At 70.2% G+C, this 19,167-nt stretch carries 16 protein-coding genes; 14 read left to right on the top strand and 2 right to left on the bottom strand.

Features of this window, described 5'->3' with window-relative positions; all coding sequences use genetic code 11:
* The first annotated feature begins 12 nt into the window (after positions 1-12).
* The 11 genes from bktB (at position 13) to GNT64_RS14165 (ending at position 10,633) form a co-directional block, all read left to right on the top strand.
* The gene (gene bktB / locus GNT64_RS14215; protein WP_156680124.1) at positions 13-1,221 is read left to right on the top strand and encodes a beta-ketothiolase BktB; all 1,209 of its coding nucleotides are present in this window, start codon (positions 13-15) and stop codon (positions 1,219-1,221) included.
* The gene (mce, locus tag GNT64_RS14210) at positions 1,218-1,661 is read left to right on the top strand and encodes a methylmalonyl-CoA epimerase (protein ID WP_156680123.1); all 444 of its coding nucleotides are present in this window, start codon (positions 1,218-1,220) and stop codon (positions 1,659-1,661) included. The genes bktB and mce overlap by 4 nt, the downstream gene beginning before the upstream one ends.
* A gap of 125 nt (positions 1,662-1,786) precedes the next feature.
* Positions 1,787-3,997, top strand: a complete 2,211-nt coding sequence (gene scpA / locus GNT64_RS14205; protein WP_231639014.1) for a methylmalonyl-CoA mutase — start codon at positions 1,787-1,789, stop codon at positions 3,995-3,997.
* Positions 3,997-4,371, top strand: a complete 375-nt coding sequence (locus tag GNT64_RS21965; protein WP_156680122.1) for a lysozyme inhibitor LprI family protein — start codon at positions 3,997-3,999, stop codon at positions 4,369-4,371. The genes scpA and GNT64_RS21965 overlap by 1 nt, the downstream gene beginning before the upstream one ends.
* Positions 4,359-5,369, top strand: coding sequence for a biotin synthase BioB (bioB, locus tag GNT64_RS14195; protein WP_277873230.1), 1,011 nt, complete (start codon positions 4,359-4,361; stop codon positions 5,367-5,369). The genes GNT64_RS21965 and bioB overlap by 13 nt, the downstream gene beginning before the upstream one ends.
* On the top strand, positions 5,369-5,602 hold the full coding sequence (locus GNT64_RS14190; RefSeq protein ID WP_156680120.1) for a DUF4160 domain-containing protein: 234 nt from the start codon (positions 5,369-5,371) through the stop codon (positions 5,600-5,602). The genes bioB and GNT64_RS14190 overlap by 1 nt, the downstream gene beginning before the upstream one ends.
* Complete coding sequence (locus GNT64_RS14185) at positions 5,586-5,849, top strand: DUF2442 domain-containing protein (protein WP_156680119.1); 264 nt, start codon at positions 5,586-5,588, stop codon at positions 5,847-5,849. The genes GNT64_RS14190 and GNT64_RS14185 overlap by 17 nt, the downstream gene beginning before the upstream one ends.
* 112 nt (positions 5,850-5,961) lie before the next feature.
* Positions 5,962-7,959, top strand: coding sequence for an acetyl-CoA carboxylase biotin carboxylase subunit (locus GNT64_RS14180; RefSeq protein WP_156680118.1), 1,998 nt, complete (start codon positions 5,962-5,964; stop codon positions 7,957-7,959).
* 132 nt (positions 7,960-8,091) lie between these two features.
* Positions 8,092-8,823 (top strand): hypothetical protein, encoded by a 732-nt coding sequence (locus tag GNT64_RS14175; RefSeq protein ID WP_156680117.1) that lies wholly within the window; start codon positions 8,092-8,094, stop codon positions 8,821-8,823.
* Positions 8,823-10,013, top strand: coding sequence for a M48 family metalloprotease (locus GNT64_RS14170; protein WP_338420388.1), 1,191 nt, complete (start codon positions 8,823-8,825; stop codon positions 10,011-10,013). The genes GNT64_RS14175 and GNT64_RS14170 overlap by 1 nt, the downstream gene beginning before the upstream one ends.
* 11 nt (positions 10,014-10,024) lie before the next feature.
* Entirely contained in the window at positions 10,025-10,633 is a 609-nt protein-coding gene (locus GNT64_RS14165) for a hypothetical protein (RefSeq protein WP_197276997.1), read from the top strand.
* 4 nt (positions 10,634-10,637) lie between these two features.
* On the opposite strand, the gene ppc is transcribed toward GNT64_RS14165, so the two are convergent.
* Together ppc and GNT64_RS14155 are read right to left on the bottom strand one after the other, a co-directional pair.
* Positions 10,638-13,319, bottom strand: coding sequence for a phosphoenolpyruvate carboxylase (gene ppc, locus GNT64_RS14160; RefSeq protein WP_156680114.1), 2,682 nt, complete (start codon positions 13,317-13,319; stop codon positions 10,638-10,640).
* Positions 13,320-13,391: 72 nt separating this feature from the next.
* Positions 13,392-14,261, bottom strand: a complete 870-nt coding sequence (locus GNT64_RS14155; protein ID WP_231639013.1) for a helix-turn-helix domain-containing protein — start codon at positions 14,259-14,261, stop codon at positions 13,392-13,394.
* A gap of 295 nt (positions 14,262-14,556) precedes the next feature.
* Here GNT64_RS14155 and GNT64_RS14150 point away from each other — a divergent pair, with 295 nt between their 5' ends.
* Genes GNT64_RS14150 through GNT64_RS14140 form a run of 3 tightly spaced genes read left to right on the top strand, consistent with a single transcriptional unit; the run spans position 14,557 to position 19,165 of the window.
* On the top strand, positions 14,557-15,591 hold the full coding sequence (locus GNT64_RS14150) for a quinone-dependent dihydroorotate dehydrogenase (RefSeq protein WP_156680113.1): 1,035 nt from the start codon (positions 14,557-14,559) through the stop codon (positions 15,589-15,591).
* Between the two features lie 53 nt (positions 15,592-15,644).
* Positions 15,645-17,315, top strand: coding sequence for a gamma-glutamyltransferase (gene ggt / locus GNT64_RS14145; protein WP_156680112.1), 1,671 nt, complete (start codon positions 15,645-15,647; stop codon positions 17,313-17,315).
* 32 nt (positions 17,316-17,347) lie between these two features.
* The gene (locus tag GNT64_RS14140) at positions 17,348-19,165 is read left to right on the top strand and encodes an AMP-dependent synthetase/ligase (RefSeq protein ID WP_156680111.1); all 1,818 of its coding nucleotides are present in this window, start codon (positions 17,348-17,350) and stop codon (positions 19,163-19,165) included.
* The last annotated feature ends 2 nt before the right edge of the window (positions 19,166-19,167 follow it).

Here is a 19,167-nt window from a genome sequence, read left to right as displayed (position 1 = left end):
TAGGAACCTGAAATGAACAAGGAAGTGGTGATCCTCGGCGGCGCGCGTACCGCCATCGGCGACTTCGGCGGCGCGCTGAAGGATGTGGCGCCCGCCAGGCTCGGCGAGATCGTGATCCGCGAGGCGATCGCCCGATCGGGCATCGCGGCGGCGGACGTGCAGCATGTGGTGATGGGGCAGGTGATCCCCACCGTGCCGCAGGACGCCTACCTCGCCCGCGTCGCCGCGCTGAATGCCGGCGTGCCGGTGGAGGCGCCGGCGCTGACCCTGAACCGGCTGTGCGGCTCCTCGGTGCAGGCGATCGTCTCGGCGGCGCAGATGATTACCCTGGGCGAGGCGGACTTCGCCGTCGCCGGCGGCGCCGAGAGCATGAGCCAGTCGCCCCACTATGTCACGGCGGCGCGCTTCGGCCAGAAGATGGGCGCGGTGCAGATGCTCGACGCGCTGACGGCCACGCTGAGCGACCCGATCGACAATTATCACATGGGCATCACGGCTGAGAACATCGCCGAGCAGCACCAGATCGGCCGGGCGGCGCAGGACGAGGCGGCCGCCGAGAGCCACCGCCGTGCCGCCGCCGCGCAGACGGAGGGTCGCTTCAAGGACCAGATCGTGCCGATCGAGGTGAAGACGCGCAAGGGCATGGTCGCCTTCGACACGGACGAGCATGTGAAGGCCGAGACGACGGTGGACGTGCTGGCCAAGCTGAAACCCGCGTTCAAGAAGGACGGCACCGTCACCCCCGGCAACGCCAGCGGTATCAACGACGGCGCCGCCGCGCTGGTGCTCGCCTCCGCCGATGCGGCCGCGGCCAAGGGGCTGAGCCCGCGCGCCCGCATCCTCGGCTGGGGCCATGCCGGCGTTTCGCCCGACGTGATGGGCCTCGGGCCGATCCACGCCGTGCCGATCGCGCTGGAGCGGGCCGGCCTGTCGCTCGACCAGATCGACGTAATCGAATCGAACGAGGCGTTCGCCGCGCAGGCCTGCGCCGTCGCCAACAGCCTGGGCTTCGATCCGGAGAAGGTGAACGTCAACGGATCGGGCATATCGCTCGGCCATCCGGTGGGCGCGACCGGCGCGATCCTGACGGTGAAGCTGCTGGCCGAGCTCGACCGCCAGGATGCGCGCTACGGCCTCGTCACGATGTGCATCGGCGGCGGCCAAGGCATCGCGCTGGTGGTGGAGCGGCTGGGCGCGGCCGAGCGGAAGGCGGCGGCGTGAAGCTCGGCCGGCTCAACCATGTCGGCGTGGCGACGCCGTCGATCGCGGACAGCATCGCGTTCTACCGCGACGTGATGGGCGCCAGCGTGGTCACGGAGCCGTTCGACATGGCCGAGCAGGGCGTGAAGGTGTGCTTCGTCCACACGCCCGGCGCCGGCGGCACCGAGGGCACGCAGATCGAGCTGATCGAGCCGATCGGCGAGTCCGCCGGCATCCGCGCCTTCCTGGCGAAGAACCCGGCCGGCGGGCAGCACCATCTCTGCTTCGAGGTGCCCGACATCCATGCCGCGCGGGACGAGTTCCTGGCGATGGGCAAGAAGGTGCTCGGCGAGCCGCGCATCGGCGCGCACGGCACGCTGATCTTCTTCGTCCACCCCAGGGACATGGGCGGCGTGCTGACCGAGATCATGGAGACGCCGAAGCATGCGGCGGGACATTGAAAATCCTCCGCTCTCCCTGAGGAGGGGCTGAGCGGAGGCGGAGACCCGTCTCGAAGGATCCTTCGAGACGCCATTGCGACAGGCTCAATGGCTCCTCAGGATGAGCGGACTGGTTGGGAACGGCTATGACGATCGAGAAGAATATCGGCGAAGATGCGGGCGCGGCGCCCAAGGCCCGCGACCTGCCCGAACCCTCGGCCGCGCCGACCCTGGCCAAGTGGGAGGCCGCCGCCGCCAAGGAGGTGAAGGGGCAGGATCTCACCTGGAACACGCCGGAAGGCATCGCCGTCAAGCCGCTCTACACGGCGGAAGACGTGACGACAGAGCCCGGCCTGCCCGGCTTCGCCCCCTTCACCCGCGGCGTGCGCGCCTCGATGTATGCCGGGCGGCCGTGGACGATCCGCCAATATGCCGGCTTCTCCACCGCCGAGGCGTCCAACGCCTTCTACCATCGCAACCTGAAGGCCGGGCAGAAGGGCCTGTCGGTCGCCTTCGATCTCGCCACCCATCGCGGCTATGACAGCGATCATCCGCGCGTGACCGGCGACGTCGGCAAGGCGGGCGTCGCGATCGACACGATCGACGACATGAAGATCCTGTTCGACGGCATCCCGCTGGACAAGATGTCCGTCTCGATGACGATGAACGGCGCGGTGATCCCCATCCTGGCCTTCTTCATCGTGGCGGGCGAGGAGCAGGGCGTGCCGCGCGCGCAGCTGGACGGGACCATCCAGAACGACATCCTCAAGGAGTTCATGGTCCGCAACACCTACATCTACCCGCCCGAACCGAGCATGCGGATCATCTCGGACATCTTCGGCTATACCAGCCGGGAGATGCCGAAGTTCAACAGCATCTCGATCAGCGGCTATCACATGCAGGAAGCCGGCGCGACGCAGGTGCAGGAGCTGGCCTTCACCATTGCCGACGGCATGGAATATGTGAAGTACGGCGTCGCGAGCGGACTGGACATCGACAAGTTCGCCGGGCGCCTCAGCTTCTTCTTCGCGATCGGCATGAACTTCTTCATGGAGGTGGCGAAGCTGCGCGCCGCGCGCGTGCTGTGGCACCGCGTGATGACGCAGCTGGGCGCGAAGGACGAGCGCAGCAAGATGCTGCGCACCCACTGCCAAACCTCGGGCGTCTCGCTGACCGAGAAGGACCCATACAACAACGTGATGCGCACCACGATCGAGGCGATGGCGGCGATGCTGGGCGGCACCCAGAGCCTCCACACCAACGCGCTGGACGAGGCGATCGCGCTGCCGACCGACTTCTCCGCCCGTATCGCGCGCAACACCCAACTGGTCATCCAGGAGGAGACCGGCATGTGCAATGTCGTCGATCCGCTGGGCGGCAGCTATTATGTCGAGAGCCTGACCAGCCAGCTCGTCGACGCCGCGTGGGCGATCATCGAGAAGGTCGAGGCCGAGGGCGGCATGGCCAAGGCGGTCGCCGCCGGCTGGCCCAAGGCGATGATCGAGGAAGCCTCCGCCGCCAAGGCCGCCCGCGTCGACCGCGTCGAGGAGGTGGTCGTCGGCGTCAACAAATATGCCAAGGACAAGGAGGACGCGATCGACATCCTCGATGTCGACAACGTCGCCGTGCGCGAGGCGCAGATCGCCCGCATCAACAAGAGCAAGGCGGGGCGCGACGAGGCCCTGTGCCGGGCCGCGCTTGATGCGCTGCGCGAGGGTGCGCGGGGCAAGGGCAACCTGCTGGAGCTGGCGGTAGAGTGCGCGCGCCAGCGCGCGACCCTGGGCGAGATCAGCCTGGCGATGGAGGATGTGTTCGGCCGCTACGGCACCAATCCCACGCCGGTGAAGGGCATCTACGGCGGCGCCTATGGCGACGATGCGCGCTGGCAGGGGCTGATCGAGGGCGTCTCCTCGATCGAGCGGCGCAAGGGCCGGCGGCCGAAGATGCTGGTCGCCAAGATGGGCCAGGACGGGCATGATCGCGGCGCCAACCTGGTCTCCTCCGCCTTCGGCGACCTGGGCTTCGAGATCGTCGCCGGGCCGCTGTTCCAGACGCCGCGGGAAGCGGCCGAGCTGGCGATCAAGGCCGATGTCGACGTGGTCGGCGCCTCCAGCCTGGCGGCCGGGCACAAGACGCTGATCCCCGAGCTGATCGGCCTGCTGCGCGATGCCGGGCGCAGCGACATCAAGGTGATCGCCGGCGGCGTGATCCCGGCGCAGGACTATCAGTTCCTGCGCGATGCCGGCGTGCAGGGCATCTTCGGCCCGGGCACCAACCTGGTGGAGGCGGCGGGCGCGGTGCTGGCGCTGCTGGGCCACAATGTGCCGCCCGAAGGGATCAGCGAGGCGGCCGAGTGATGCGGCTCGCCGCGCTGGTCGCGCTCGCGCTGCTGCCAGCCTCGGCGCAGGCCCAGACACAGGCGCGGATGAACGAGACGGCCGGCGCCGATCAGCGCCGCGCGGACGCCGCGATGAACCGCCAGTGGAGCGTCACCCAGGCGGCGATGAAGCGGCGGGACGCGGCGGACTCCTCGCGCGGCGGCGGCTTCGGCTATGCGGCGGCCCTGCTCGCCAGCCAGCGCGCGTGGCTGCGCTTCCGCGATGCCGAATGCGTGATCGAGGGCGCCGAGTTCGCCGGCGGATCGGCCCAGCCGATGGCGCAGGCCGCCTGCCTCGCCCGCCTGACCGTCGCACGCACCGCGCAGCTGAAGACGCTGGAGTGGCGGCGGTGACGCCCGGTGCCTCCTCCCGCACCGACTGGTCGCGTGGCGAGATCGCCGCGCTGTTCGACCTGCCGTTCATGGATCTGCTGTGGCGGGCGCAGGGCGTGCACCGCGCCCACCATGCGGCCAACGAGGTGCAGCTCTCCACCCTGCTCTCGATCAAGACGGGCGGGTGTCCGGAGGATTGCGGCTATTGCAGCCAGTCCGCCTCCGCCGACAGCGGCCTGCCGGCCAGCAAGCTGATGGACGTGGAGGCCGTGGTCGCGGCGGCGCGGGCGGCGGCGGACGGCGGCTCCGATCGTTTCTGCATGGGCGCCGCGTGGCGATCCCCCAAGGATCGCGACATGGACGCGCTGTGCGACATGGTCGGCCAAGTGAAAGGCTTCGGCCTGGAGACATGCATGACCCTGGGCATGCTGACCGGCGACCAGGCGCGGCGGCTGAAGGCGGCGGGGCTCGACTACTACAACCATAATCTTGATACCTCGCCGGAACATTATGCCGAGGTCGTCACCACCCGCACCTATGCCGACCGGCTCGACACCTTGGCCGAGGTGCGGGCGGCCGGCATCTCCGTCTGTTGCGGCGGGATCATGGGGATGGGCGAGACGCGCGCCGACCGCGTCGGCTTCGTCCACGCGCTCGCCACCCTGCCGCGCCATCCGGAGAGCGTGCCGATCAACGCGCTGGTGCCGATCGCCGGCACCGTGCTGGGCGACATGCTGCGGGACGTGCCCGCGCGTATCGACGACGTGGAGTTCGTCCGCACCGTGGCGGCGGCGCGGATCACGATGCCGCGCGCGATCGTGCGCCTGTCGGCCGGGAGGGAGAGCATGTCGGTCGCGACGCAGGCGCTCTGCTTCCTCGCCGGCGCGAACTCGATCTTCACCGGCGACCGGCTGCTGACGACCGGCAATGCCGGCGACAACGCCGACGCGGCGCTGTTCGAGGCGCTGGGGCTGAAGCCGATGCACAGCGAGGAACCGGCGCGTGTGGCGGCGGAGTAATGCCTACGGTGCTGCGGATCGGCGCCTTCCGCTTCTACTTCTACAGCCACGAGCCGAACGAACCTCCGCACGTCCATGTCGACCGGGGCGAGGCGACGATAAAGATATGGCTGGAGCCCATCGAGGTGGCGCGGAGCCGCGGGCTCCGGGCGCACGAGATCGGTGGCATCGTCCTGCTCGTGACGGAGCATCGCGCGTTGCTGCTGGAGGCGTGGCATGAACATTTCGGCTAGAGTAACCGACGAGCGCGTGCTCGACGTGCGCTTCGACGAGGCCAGCCTGATCGTCGACCTGATGGACGGACGCACGATCTCGGCTCCGCTCGCCTGGTATCCGCGGCTGCTTCGCGCCACGGCCGAGCAGCGTCTCGATTGGGAGAAGGCCGGCGGCGGCTATGGCATCCACTGGCCGGCACTGGACGAAGACCTGAGTACCGAGGGTCTGTTGCGGGGCGCACCGGCGACGATAGCGGCGAGGTGAAAGCCTTCGGGCCGCCTTTATTAGCGACAGTGATCGTGGTGGTCCTGTTGTCGTGGATGTTTAACGCCGGCTTCTTCATGCACGGCGACTGAAGGTTTGCGGGGATGAAAGCATGTTCAAGAAGATCCTGATCGCCAATCGTGGCGAGATCGCCTGTCGCGTGATCAAGACGGCCAGGCGCATGGGCATCAAGACGGTCGCCGTCTATTCGGATGCGGACGCGCGCGCCAAGCATGTCGAGATGGCGGACGAGAAGGTGCGGCTCGGGCCGCCGCCCGCGTCCGAAAGCTATCTGCTGGCCGAGGCGATCATTCTCGCCTGCAAGGAGACCGGGGCGGAGGCCGTCCACCCCGGCTACGGCTTCCTTTCCGAACGGACCAGCTTCGCCAAGGCGCTGGAGGAGGCGGGCATCGCCTTCATCGGCCCGCCGGTGGGCGCCATCGCCGCGATGGGCGACAAGATCGAATCGAAGAAGCTGGCCAAGGCCGCCGGCGTCAACGTCGTCCCCGGCTTTCTGGGCGAGATCGCCGATACCGACGAGGCGGTGCGGATCGCCGGCGACATCGGCTATCCGGTGATGATGAAGGCGTCCGCCGGCGGTGGCGGCAAGGGGATGCGCCTCGCTTATTCCGAGCGCGACGTGCGCGAGGGCTTCGAGGCGACGAAGCGCGAGGGCCTCGCCAGTTTCGGCGACGACCGCGTGTTCATCGAGAAGTTCATCGAGAGCCCGCGTCACATCGAGATCCAGGTGCTCGGCGACAAGCACGGCAACATCCTCTACCTGAACGAGCGGGAATGTTCGGTGCAACGCCGCCACCAGAAGGTGGTGGAGGAGGCGCCCTCGCCGTTCGTGACGCCCGAGATGCGGCGGGCTATGGGCGAGCAGGCGGTCGCTCTGGCCCGCGCCGTCGGCTATTACAGCGCCGGCACGGTGGAGCTGATCGTCTCCGGCGCGGACAAGACGGGCAAGGGCTTCTACTTCCTGGAGATGAACACCCGCCTGCAGGTGGAGCATCCCGTCACCGAATATATCACCGGGCTGGACCTGGTGGAGCAGATGATCCGCGTGGCCTATGGCGAGAGGCTGGCTTTCACCCAGGATCAGGTGAAGCTGGAGGGCTGGTCGGTCGAGAACCGGGTCTATGCCGAGGATCCCTATCGCGGCTTCCTGCCCTCCACCGGCCGCCTCGCGCGCTACCGGCCGCCGGCCGAGACGGCCGACGTGCGGGTGGACGACGGCGTCTACGAGGGCTCCGAAATCTCGATGTTCTACGATCCGATGATCGCCAAGCTCGTCACCTACGGCGCCACGCGGAGCCAGGCGATCGACCGGCAGGTCGCGGCGCTCGACAGCTTCGAGATCGACGGCATCGGCCACAATGTCGATTTCCTCTCGGCGCTGATGCAGCATCCGCGCTTCCGCTCTGGCGAGCTGACGACCGGCTTCATCGCCGAGGAATATCCGGAGGGGTTCCAGGGCGCTCCCGCCGATGCGGCGCTGACCGCCCGGCTGGCGGCGGTGGCCGGCGTCATCGCCACGGCGGAGGCGGCGCGGGCGAGCCTGATCGACGGCCAGCTGGCGCCCACCGCGTTCAGCGACACCGCCACGGCGGTGGCCGAGTGGGTCGTCGCGCTGGACGGGGCCGAGCACCGCGTGGTGATCGGCGGCGAGGCGGTGACGGTGGACGGGCAGGCGGTGGTGGTCGATGCGCCCTACCGGCCCGGCCAGCGGCTGATCGAGGCGACGATCGACGGCGAGCCGCTGGCGATCCGCGTCGTGCGGCAGCGTTCATCCTGGCGCTTCACCACGCGCGGCGCATCGCACACGCTGCGCGTGCTGGCGCCGCGCGTGGCGGAACTGTCCCACCACATGATCGAGAAGGTGCCGCCCGATCTCTCGCGCTTCCTGCTGTGCCCGATGCCGGGCCTCGTCACCGCGATCAACGTGGCCGCCGGCGACAAGGTGGAGGCCGGCCAGCCGCTCGCCGTGGTCGAGGCGATGAAGATGGAGAACATCTTGCGCGCGGAGAAGACCGGCACGGTGAAGACGGTCGCCGCCAAGCCGGGCGAGAGCCTGGCGGTGGACGCGGTGATCCTGGAGTTCGAGTAGGCCGTCGACGCGGCCGTCCGGCTTGCGGGCGGCCGGCGATCCGGATAGCCTTCTACATACGCGGCTGGGGGCAGCCGTTCCTGGGGGGATGCGGTGAGGCAGGGATTGCGGCATGGTGCGCTCGCGTGCGCGATGGTCCTCGCTTCCGTCGCGACGCCAGCGTCGGCGCAGGAGAAGTCCGCGCTGCGCGACGGGTTCACGCTGCCGCCGGGTTCGGCGCGGATCCTGCTGTTCCGGCCGAAGGTGCGCGTCGGCGCGCAATCGACCGGCGGCATGTTCGAGCCGAATGCCGACTGGACCGATCAGGCCAAGCGCAACATCGTCACCGCGCTGGCGACCGCGCAGGCCCGGCTGGGTCACGGCATCGTCGTCGCTGAGGAGCCGGTGGGTCCGGCGGCGGCGACCCTGGCATCCTATCGCGCGCTGTTCGCCACCGTCGCCGATGCCGTCATCACCTTCCAGTTCTTTCCCGGCAATCGCCTGCCGACGAAGAAGCGCAAGGGCGCCGCGTTCGACTGGACGCTGGGCGAGGGCGTGCGCGACATCCCCGGTGCGGACGGGGCGGACTATATCCTGTTCCTCGACACGCAGGACGCGTTCGGCTCCACCGGGCGCAAGGTGGCGCAGATCTTCGCCGCGGGGCTGGGCGTCGGCATCACCTCGGGCGTCCACAGCGGCTATGCCGGCCTGGTGGACGCGCGCACCGGCGATCTCGTCTGGCTCAACGCGGATCGGCAGATGGGCGGAGACGTGCGCGAGGCGGACGGGGCGGCCAAGCGCGTGACGCAGCTGCTGGAGGACTTCCCCGGTTCTACCCCGGCCCCCGCCGCGATCCCGGCGTCCGCCGGCACGGCCGCGCGATGATGCGCCGCGCGCTTGCGCGCCTGATCGCGCTCGCCGCGCTGCCGCTCGCGCTTGCCGGTGCGGCCGAGGCGGCGCCGAAGGCGCGGCTCGCCGCCCTGCCGCCCTATGCCGGCGCCTACCAGCCGCAGGGCGTGGACGAGCGCGGCCTGTGGAACGAGGCGGACGAGGGCGAGCGGAGCCTGCGCGATTCGCCCGCGGTGATCGCCGATCCCGAACTCAACGCCTATCTGCGGCGGGTGCTGTGCGACACCGTGGGGGCGGACCGCTGCGGCGCGGTGCGGCTGTACGTGGTGCGTTCCGCAGAGTTCAACGCGGCGATGGCGCCGAACGGCACGATGTACGTCTTCACCGGCATGCTGCTGCGCGTGCGCAACGAGGCGGAGCTGGCCGCCGTGCTGGGCCATGAGTTCGGCCATTTCGAGGAGCGGCACTCGCTCGCGGGCTTCAAGGCGCAGCGCAGCACCAGCGATTTCGCCATGTGGCTCGGCCTGGCCGGCGCCTATACCGGCGTCGATACACGCGCCACGACCGGATCGATGATCGGCGGCCTCTTCGCCTTCAACCGCGATCAGGAGAGCGCCGCCGATCGCCGCGCGTTCGAATATGTCGCGGCCTCCCGCTATCGCGCGGGCGCCGCGGCGGACGTGTGGGCGCGCATGATGGACGAGGCGGACGCCACCGCCGCCCAGCGCGGACAGCGGAGCCGGCGCTACGATCGCGTCTCGTTCTTCGCCTCCCACCCGACGAACCTGGAGCGGGAGACGACGCTGCGCGCGCTGGCGGTGAAGAATGGCGAGGGCGGCGAGGACGCGGCGGACGCCTATGCCACGGCGATGGCGCAATGGCGTCCGCTGTTCCTGGCCGATCAGCTGAAGCGCAACGACTTCGGCGGCAGCGAGTATCTGCTGCACCAGCTGGCCGCCGACGGCTGGTCGCCCGACCTGCTGTTCGCGCGCGCCGAGCTCTACCGCATGCGCGGCAACCCGCGCGATCTCGTCGCCGCCGCCGGTTTCTACCGGGAGGCGATCGCGAAGGGCTCGGCCGAGCCGCTGGCGCACAAGGGCCTCGGCCTCGCGCTGATCCGCTCCGGCCAGCCGGGCGAGGGGCGCGCGGCGCTCGCCGAATATCTGAAGCTCAAGCCCGACTGCGAGGATGCGCCGATGCTGCGCAGCCTCGTCCAGCAGCAGTGAAGGAGAGGATGATGCTCCGCCTGGTCCTTCTCGCCGCCGCGCTGGCGTTCGCCTGCCCCGCCGTCGCCGGCAACACGCTGGTCACGCCGGGCAGCGCCGTGGCCGTCGCGAAATCGGGTCTGACGGTGACGCCCGCCGCCGAGTGGAACCGGCTGGGCGCGCGACCCGGCCGTGCCGCCGAGACGTGGACGCTGGACGGCGACACGCTGAACGACCTGACCTTCTACGGTGGCATCGAGAGCGGCCGGCCGATCATCCGCGAGGTATCGAAGAAGCAGAAGCCGCTGCCCACCTTTTCCGCGACGATGCTGCTGAGCGATGTGCCGGGGCTGCTGGAGCGGAGCTACCGCATCGCACTGGATACGCCGCTGGTGGAGGTCGGCCTGATCGAGCCGGTGCCGTTCGCGGGCGTCGACGGCGTCCACTTCGCCTACCGCTTCACCCGCCCGGAGGAGGATGTCGTCCGCCGGGGCGAGGCGTGGGCCGCCATCGTCGGCGGCCGCCTCTACATGATCGCGTTCGAGGCGCCGGCGCTGCACTTCTTCGATGCGGGCATCGCGGCGGCGCGGAGCATCGTCGCCACCGCCACGCTGGCGCCGGCCGCGAAGCCGGCGCGATAGGGCTTCACCCGCTGTTCCGCAGCGCCGTGGCGATGGCGTTGATCGAGAGCTGGATGCCCTCGCGGATGCGCTCGTCCTCCTCGCCGGCGCGGTGGCGCTTGAGCAGCTCGATCTGGAGGTGGTTGAGCGGCTCGATATAGGGCAGCCGCAGCCGGATCGAATTGTCGAGCGAGGGGCTCTTCTCCAGCAGGCGCGTCTGGCGGGTGATCGAGAGCAGACAGTCCCGCGTCGTCTGCCAGCCGTCGCGGATGCGGCCGAACGTGGCCTGCGCCATCGCCTGATCCTCGACCAGCGGCACATAGTGGCTGGCGATGCCCATGTCCGATTTCGCCAGCACCATCTCCAGATTGGCGAGCGTCGCCTGCAGGAACGGCCAGGCATCCAGCATCTCGCGCAGCAGCGCCTGATCGGCGAAGCCCTTCAGCGCCTGGCCGACGCCGTACCAGCCGGGCAGCATCACCCGCGCCTGCGCCCAGCTGAACACCCACGGAATGGCGCGCAGATCCTCGATGCGGTCGCTCTTGGTGCGGCTGGCCGGGCGGGAGCCGATCTTCAGGGTGGCGATCTCCGCGATCGGCGTCATCTGGCGGAAGAAGGTGCGGAACCCCTCCGTACCGTAGACGAGATCGCGATAGGCGGTGAAGGCGGCCTGCGAGATGGCGTCCATCGCCACGGAGTAGCGCTCGAAATCGGCCTGCGGCAGCGACGGCGCCTCCAGCGAGGCGAGGAGGGTGGCGGACGCCATCGCCTCCAGATTGGCGATCGCGCTCTCCCGCGTGCCGTATTTGGCGGCGATCACCTCGCCCTGCTCGGTGATGCGGATGCGGCCGGCGACGGTGCCGGGCGGCTGCGCGCGAATCGCGGCAAAGGACGATCCGCCGCCACGCCCCACGGCGCCGCCGCGGCCATGGAACAGCTGCATCGCGACGCCGGCCTTGGCGAACACCGGTGCCAGCGCGCGGCTGGCGCGGTGCAGCGACCAGACAGAGGTGAGATAGCCGCCATCCTTGTTCGAATCGGAGTAGCCGACCATCACCTCCTGATGGCCGCGTGTGCGGGTGATGGCGGCGCCCTCGGGCAGCGCGAACCAGTCGGTCATCACCTTCGGCGCATTCTCCAGATCGCCGATCGTCTCGAACAGCGGCACCACCATGATGGCGGCGGTGGGCGCCCCGTCGCCGGTGCCCGGACGGAACAGGCCCGCCTCCTTCAGCATGACGTGGACCTCCAGCAGGTCCGATACGCTCTCCGCCTTGGAGATGTTGTAGGTGGTGATCGATTGCGGGCCGTAGCGGGCGTGCGCCTCGGCGGCGGCGCGCACGATCGCCATCTCCGACGTCGTCTCGTCCGAATAGTCGGCATAGGGGATGGAGAGCAGCCGGCCGTCGGCCAGCGACGCGCGGAGCAGGGCGACGCGCGCTTCCTCGTCCAGCGACAGATAGTCGGGCGCGACGCCGGCGACCTTCAGCAGCTCCGCCACCACCCGCTCGTGCACGTCGGCATTCTGCCGCAGGTCGAGCGTGGCGAGGTGGAAGCCGAACGTGTCCACCGCGCGGATCAGCCGGCCGATCGCGCCGCCGTTCGCCAGCGCGCCGCCGCCGCCCTTCTTCACCGCGTGGCCGATCTCCACCAGGTCGGCGCGCAACGCCTCCGGCCCGGGATAGGGCTCGGCCGCCACCGCGCCGGGTCGGGCCGGCTTGCGACCGGCGATCGCCTCATAATTCGCGGCCAGCCGCGCGTACATGCCGCTGAGCGCGCGGCGATAGGGCTCGTCGCGGCGGGCGGCGGACGGATCGTGGCTGGCCTCCGCCAGCGCCATCACCTCGGGCGTCACCTCGGACAATTCGGTGGAGATCGAGAGCTCGGCGCCAAGGCCGTGCAGCATCTCCAGATAATGGCCGAGCAGCACTTCCGACTGGCGGCGCAGCGCGTAGCGCAGCGTATCGGCATTGACGTTGGGGTTGCCGTCGCGATCGCCGCCGATCCAGTTGCCCAGCCGCAGGAAGCTGGGCGCGCGGGTGCCGAGCGCGCGCTTCCAGCGGCCGTGTAGCGCGGGGATCACCGGCAGGAAGATGTCGCGCATATAGGCCAGCGCGGTCTCGATCTCGTCGGCCACGTACAGCCGCTCGCGCCGCAGCGGCCGGGTCTGCCACAGCAGGGCGATCTGGCGGCGGATCGAATCGTCCACCATCTCGCCGTCCGGCGTCTCGTCGTGCCCCTGATCCTTCAGCGCCATCAGCGCGGCGATGTGGTTGCGGTGATCGATCATGCTCTTGCGCCGCACCTCGGTGGGGTGGGCGGTGAGCACCGGCACGACGAGGGCGCGTTCCAGCAGCGCGATCACCTGATCGCGGCCGACGCCCTCCTTGCCCAGCCGCGCCACGGCGGCGGCGAGATCGGCGCCGGGCTCGGTCGCCACGCCCTGGCGATCCTCGGCCAGGTTCGCCAGCATCGAGAACAGCATGAAGCCGCGCACGAAGGCGAGCGTATCGTCCAGGGTCAGCGCCTCCAGCCCCGGATCGATCGCATCCGCCGCCACGATGCCGCGATGGCGATCGACCGAGGTGGAGCGGATATATTCGATTCGCCGGAACAGCGCCTCGCCGCCATAGGCGCGGATCACGTCGCCCAGCTGGCGGCCGAGATAGCGGATGTCGGGATTCTGCGCGATTGGGGACTTGCTCATGCCGCCGATGCTGCACCGCAGCTTGATCCCGCTCAAGCCATAATGTGGCGATTTCGCCGGCGAAATGCCGGTTCAGCTCACCCGCGCGAGGGACGCGATCTCGCCGCTCAGCTCCCGGCGCTGCAGCGTCAGCCGGGTGACGGGCGGCGGATCGCGCTGGAACTGGCTGGGGGTGAGGCCAGTGAAACGCTTGAAATCGCGGATGAAGTGGGACTGGTCGAAGAAGGCGTCGCCGGCCGCGTCAGACCAGTGCACCGCGCTGGTGCCGATCAGCGAGGCGGCGCGCAGGCAGCGATATTTGCGCGCGAGCAGCTTGGGCGGCGCACCGTAGATGCGCTTGGCGAGCCGCTCCACCTGCCGCGCCGAGATGCCGAGCTCGGCCACGAGCGCGTCGACGCTGGGATCGGTGGCCCCCGTCAGCCACGCATCCGTCACCCGCGTGAAGTTGGTCGGCGGCTCGGTCGCGCGGGACTTGAGGGCGCGCATCACCACATCGGCGATCCCCACCATCGTGCGCGCATCGTGGACGGCGCGCATCGCATCGAGCGCATCGGCCAGCATCGAGCCGAACCGCTCGATCGCGCAGCTGACGCGATCGGCGTGCAGGCTGGCATCGTCGCGCACCAGCGCGGCCCAGCCGGCCGGGTGCAGGCCGATGCCGAAGACGAGCAGCGGGCCGGCCACCTCGAAGCGGGTGGCGGCGAAGCTGGGGCCGAGCAGGCACACCTCCGGGCTGGGGACCGGATCGCCGCCCAGGAAGTAGCTGCCCTGGCCGCGCAGCAGGAAGCGCAGCTGGCCGATATCGGCGCGCATCACATCGGCGAAGCGCGGCATGTCGGCGCGGAAGACATAGTAGGAGGACACCAGCGCGCGCAGATCCGCCGCCGGCTCGAAATAGCGCAGGCCGATGCTGGTTGCGGCCTTGGGCGGTCTGATGCGCATGACCACCAAATCCCCGTTCGACATGTGATCCGCGGGATCGGTCGCATCGATCGGGCGCGCTGTCATGCGAAAAAAATGGCCCGGCCGATCAGATCGGCCGGGCCAAGAGTTAAAGGTCCTCCAAGTTCATGGAGGCCCTTCGGGTCGCAGCGGCCTTCTATGCCCGGGCGCCCCGATTGCATTGGATAAAATCGACACAGCATTGTGCGATTTTCGGGTTTGCGCCGATTTGGCGTGATCTGGCGGGCGATCGGCGGGGTCGCTTTGCCGGGGCTGCTGGGCCATAGGCGCGCGCATGAGTGCCTACAGTCTCGTCCGCCCGCTGATCTTTCGACTCGATGCGGAGCGGGCGCATCGCGCGACGATCGCCGCGCTGCGCCTGCGGCCCGCGCGCACGCCGCCGTCACCCTCGCCGGTGCTGGCGAGTCGCGTCGCCGGCCTCGACTTCCCGACGCCGATCGGGCTCGCCGCCGGGTTCGACAAGGATGCGCAGGTGCCGGATGCGATGCTGGGCCTGGGCTTCGGCTTCGTCGAGGTCGGCACGCTGACGCCGCACGGCCAGCCCGGCAATCCCCGCCCGCGCCTGTTCCGCCTGGCGGAGGACAAGGCGGTGGTGAACCGCATGGGGTTCAACAATGGCGGGCAGGCGGCGGCGCTGGAGCGGCTGCTGCGCCGGCGCGGGCGGCCGGGCGTGGTGGGGGTGAACATCGGCGCCAACAAGGATGCGCGAGACCGGATCGCCGATTATGCGACGGGCGTGACGGTGATGCGCGGCGTGGCCAGCTACCTGACGGTCAACATCTCCTCGCCGAACACGCCGGGGCTGCGGGCGCTGCAATCGCGCGCCGCGCTGGACGAGTTGCTGGCGGCGGTGCTGGAGGCGCGGGGCAGGGCGGGGCCGCCGCTGTTCCTGAAGGTCGCGCCCGATCTCGCGCCCGCCGATATCGACGACATCGCCGAGGTGTCGCTGCGGCGGGGCATCGACGCGCTGATCGTCAGCAACACCACCGTGGCGCGGCCGCCCCTGCTCTCGCCGCTGGGGGCGGAGGCGGGCGGCCTCTCGGGCGCGCCGCTGCACGATCTGGCGCTGCGGCGGCTGATCGATTTCCGCGCGGCGACGGCCGGGCACCTGCCGCTGATCGCCGCCGGCGGCATCGCCACCGCCGATCAGGCCTATGCCCGCATCCTGGCGGGCGCCAGCCTGGTGCAGCTCTACAGCGCGCTCGTCTACGAAGGGCCGGGCCTCGCCCGGCGCATCGCCGACGATCTGGCGCGGCTGCTGGCGCGCGACGGCTTCGCCACCGTGGCGGACGCGGTGGGACGCGGTTGACGTCGCGGCGGCCGGGGGTTGCCGCGCGGGCCGCAGGCGATAGTGTCGCCGCCATGATCCAGCGCCTCCTGCTCCTGCTCTCCCTCCTGATCGCGCTGCCGGCCGCCGCAGAGGCGAAGGGCGGCGTCGTTTCGGCCGGCGATCCCCGGGCGGCGGCGGCCGGTCAGGCGATCCTGCGCGCCGGCGGCACCGCCACCGATGCGGCGATGGCGGTTATGCTGGCGCTGGGCGTGGTGGAGCCGCAATCCTCCGGCATCGGCGGCGGCGGCTTCCTGCTGCACAGCGATCCGCAGGGCGGCATCGCCACGATCGACGGGCGCGAGACGGCGCCGGCGGCCGGCGCGCCCGACCGCTTCCTGAAGCGGGACGGCACGCCGATGGGCTATGCCGAGGCGATGCCCGGCGGCCTCTCCGTCGGCGTGCCGGGCAATATCCGGCTGATGGCCAAGGCGCATGCGCGCTGGGGTCGGCTGCCATGGGCCAGGCTGTTCGATCCGGCGATCCGGCTGGCCGAGGGCGGCTTCGCGGTGACGCCGCGCTTCCTGATGTTCATGGGCTATGTCGATCGCAACTGGGCGGACTTTCCGGCGACCGCGGCGCTCTACCATCCCGGCGGCAGGCGGCCGGTGGTGGGCACCGTCATCCGCAACCCGGCCCTTGCCGCCACGCTGCGGCGCATCGCCAGGCAAGGGCCGGACGCCTTCTACAAGGGGCCGATCGCCGCCGGCATCGCCACCGCCGTGGCATCGGCGCGGCGCAACCCCGCCGCGCTGACCGTCGCCGACCTGGCAGGCTATGAGGCGAAGGACCGGCCCGCCGTGTGCGCCGCCTATCGCGGCTACCGGCTGTGCGGCATGGGGCCGCCCTCCGCCGGGGCGATGACGGTGCTGCAGATCCTCGGGATGCTCGAACGCTTCAACCTGAAGGCGCTGGGGCCGGCCAACCCCGTCTCGTGGCACCTGATCGGCGAGGCGATGCAGCTGGCCTATGCCGATCGCGACAAATATCTCGCCGATGCCGATTTCGTCGCCGTGCCGCTCGCCGGGCTGCTGGACCGCGACTATCTGGCGCGGCGGGCGCTGCTGATCTCGCCGGCATCCTCGCTGCCCGCCTATCCGGCCGGCAGCCCGCCCGGCGCGCCGGCGCGCACCGCCGCCGCATCGTCCGAAGTGTCCGGCACCACCCACTTCGTGGTGACGGACGGCGCGGGCGAGGTGGTGACGATGACGTCGACGGTGGAGGGGCCGTTCGGCAGCCAGATCCTGAGCCAGGGCATGATGCTGAACAACGAGCTGACCGACTTCACCTTCGCGCCCGAGCAGGATGGCGCACCCGTGGCCAACCGGGTGCAGGCGGGCAAGCGGCCGCTCTCCTCCATGGCGCCGACGATCGTCTACGATCCGCAGGGCCGTGCGGTGCTGGCGCTGGGATCGGGCGGCGGCAAGCGCATCCCGATGCACGTGCTGAAGACGCTGGTGGGCGTGATCGACTGGGGCCTGCCGGTGCAGGCGGCGATCGCGCTGCCCAACATCTATTTCGGCGGCGGCGCGCTGCTCGTCGAGAAGAGCCCGGAGATGGCGGTGATGGTGCCGGCGCTGGCGAAGCTGGGCCAGCCGGTGACGCCATCGGACCTCACCTCCAAGGTGAACGCGATCGAGTGGACGCCGGCCGGCTGGCGCGGCGCCGCCGATCCGCGCAGCGAAGGCGTCGCGCTGGGCGAATAGCCGGGCGACGACCGACGGAGGCAGGAGAGGCGATGCGCACGCTCGAGCATTTTACCGATCTGGTGACGATGTTCTTCACGCGCGTGCAGGAGAAAGGCGACGCCCCGTTCCTGTGGGCCAAGCGCGACGGGGAATGGCAGGCGACCAGCTGGCGGCGGGCCGGCGGGCAGGTCGCCTCGCTGGCCGCAGGGCTACGCTCGATCGGGCTGATGCCCGGCGACCGGGTGATGCTGGTGTCGGAGAACCGGCCGGAATGGTGCATCGCCGATCTGGCGATCATGGCCGCCGGCTGCATCACCGTGCCGACCTACACCACCAATACCGAGCGCGACCACGCCCACATCCTGGAGAATAGCGGCGCGCGGGCGGTGATCGTCTCCACGCCCAAGCTCGCCCGCACGCTGATGCCCGCCGTGATGCGATCCAGCGCGTGCGAGGCGGTGATCGGCATCGAGCCGCTGCGCATCGGCCAGACCAGCGCCGCGCGCGTGCACGACTGGGCGGCGCTGCTGGCGGAGCATCCCGGCGACATCGCCGCCTGCGCCGCCGGCGCCACCTTCGCGCGCGAGGATCTGGCGTGCATCATCTACACCAGCGGCACCGGCGGCGCGCCGCGCGGCGTGCGCCAGCATCACGGCGCCATCCTGCAAAACGTGGCCGGCGCCTCCGCCGTGATCGCCGAGGATTTCGGCTGGGGGGAGGAGGTGTTCCTGAGCTTCCTGCCGGCATCCCACGCCTATGAGCATACGGGCGGCCAGTTCCTGCCGATCGGGCTCGGCGCGCAGATCTACTATGCGGAGGGGCTGGAGAAGCTGGCGGCGAACATCGAGGAGGTGCGCCCGACGATCATGGTGGTGGTGCCGCGCCTGTTCGAAGTGCTGCGCGCGCGGGTGCTGAAGGCGATCGGCAAGCAGGGCCGACTGCCCAACTATCTGCTCGCCCGCGCGCTGGCGATCGGCGCCCGCGCTTATGCCCGCGGCCGCATGCCGCTGTGGGATCGGCCGATGGACCTGATCCTCTCGCGCACGCTGCGGCCGCAGATCGGCGCGAAGTTCGGCGGGCGGCTGAAGGCGATGGTGGCGGGCGGCGCGCCGCTGAACCCGGATGTGGGCACCTTCTTCCACGCGCTCGGCCTCACCCTGTTGCAGGGATATGGGCAGACGGAGGCGGCGCCGATCATCTCGTGCAACCGGCCGCGCGCCGGCATCCGCATGGATTCGGTCGGCCCGCCGCTGAACGATACCGAGATCCGCATCGCCGAAGACGGCGAGATACTGGTGCGCGGCGAGCTGGTGATGCACGGCTATTGGCGCAACGACGAGGAGACCGCGCGCGTGCTGCGGCCCGATCCCGCCGGCGGCGGCGCGTGGCTGCACACGGGCGATATCGGCCATGTCGATGCGGCGGGCCGGCTGGTCATCACCGATCGCAAGAAGGATCTGATCGTCAACGACAAGGGCGACAACGTCGCGCCGCAGCGGGTGGAGGGGATGCTGACCCTGGAGCCCGAGATCTTGCAGGCGATGGTGGCGGGGGACAGGCGACCCTATCTGGTCGGCCTGGTGGTGCCCGATCCCGAGTGGATGCGCGAGTGGGCGGCCGCCGAGGGCCTGCCCGCCGATCTCGCCGCCCTGCGCGACGAGCCGCGCTTCGCCCGCGCGCTGATGGCGGCGGTGGACCGGGTGAATGCCAGCCTCTCGGTGATCGAGAAGGTGCGCCGCATCCTGATCGCCGACGCGCCGTTCACGATCGAGAACGAGCAGCTTACGCCGTCGCTGAAGATCCGCCGCCACATGATCCGGCAGGAATATGGCGAGCGGCTGGACGCGCTTTACCGCGCCGGCAGATAGCC

Origin of the sequence: Sphingomonas profundi, from assembly GCF_009739515.1 — a bacterium.
Classification (GTDB): domain Bacteria; phylum Pseudomonadota; class Alphaproteobacteria; order Sphingomonadales; family Sphingomonadaceae; genus Alterirhizorhabdus; species Alterirhizorhabdus profundi.
Note: the sequence above shows the minus strand (reverse complement) of the source record. Positions and strands in the feature narration are given on the sequence as shown.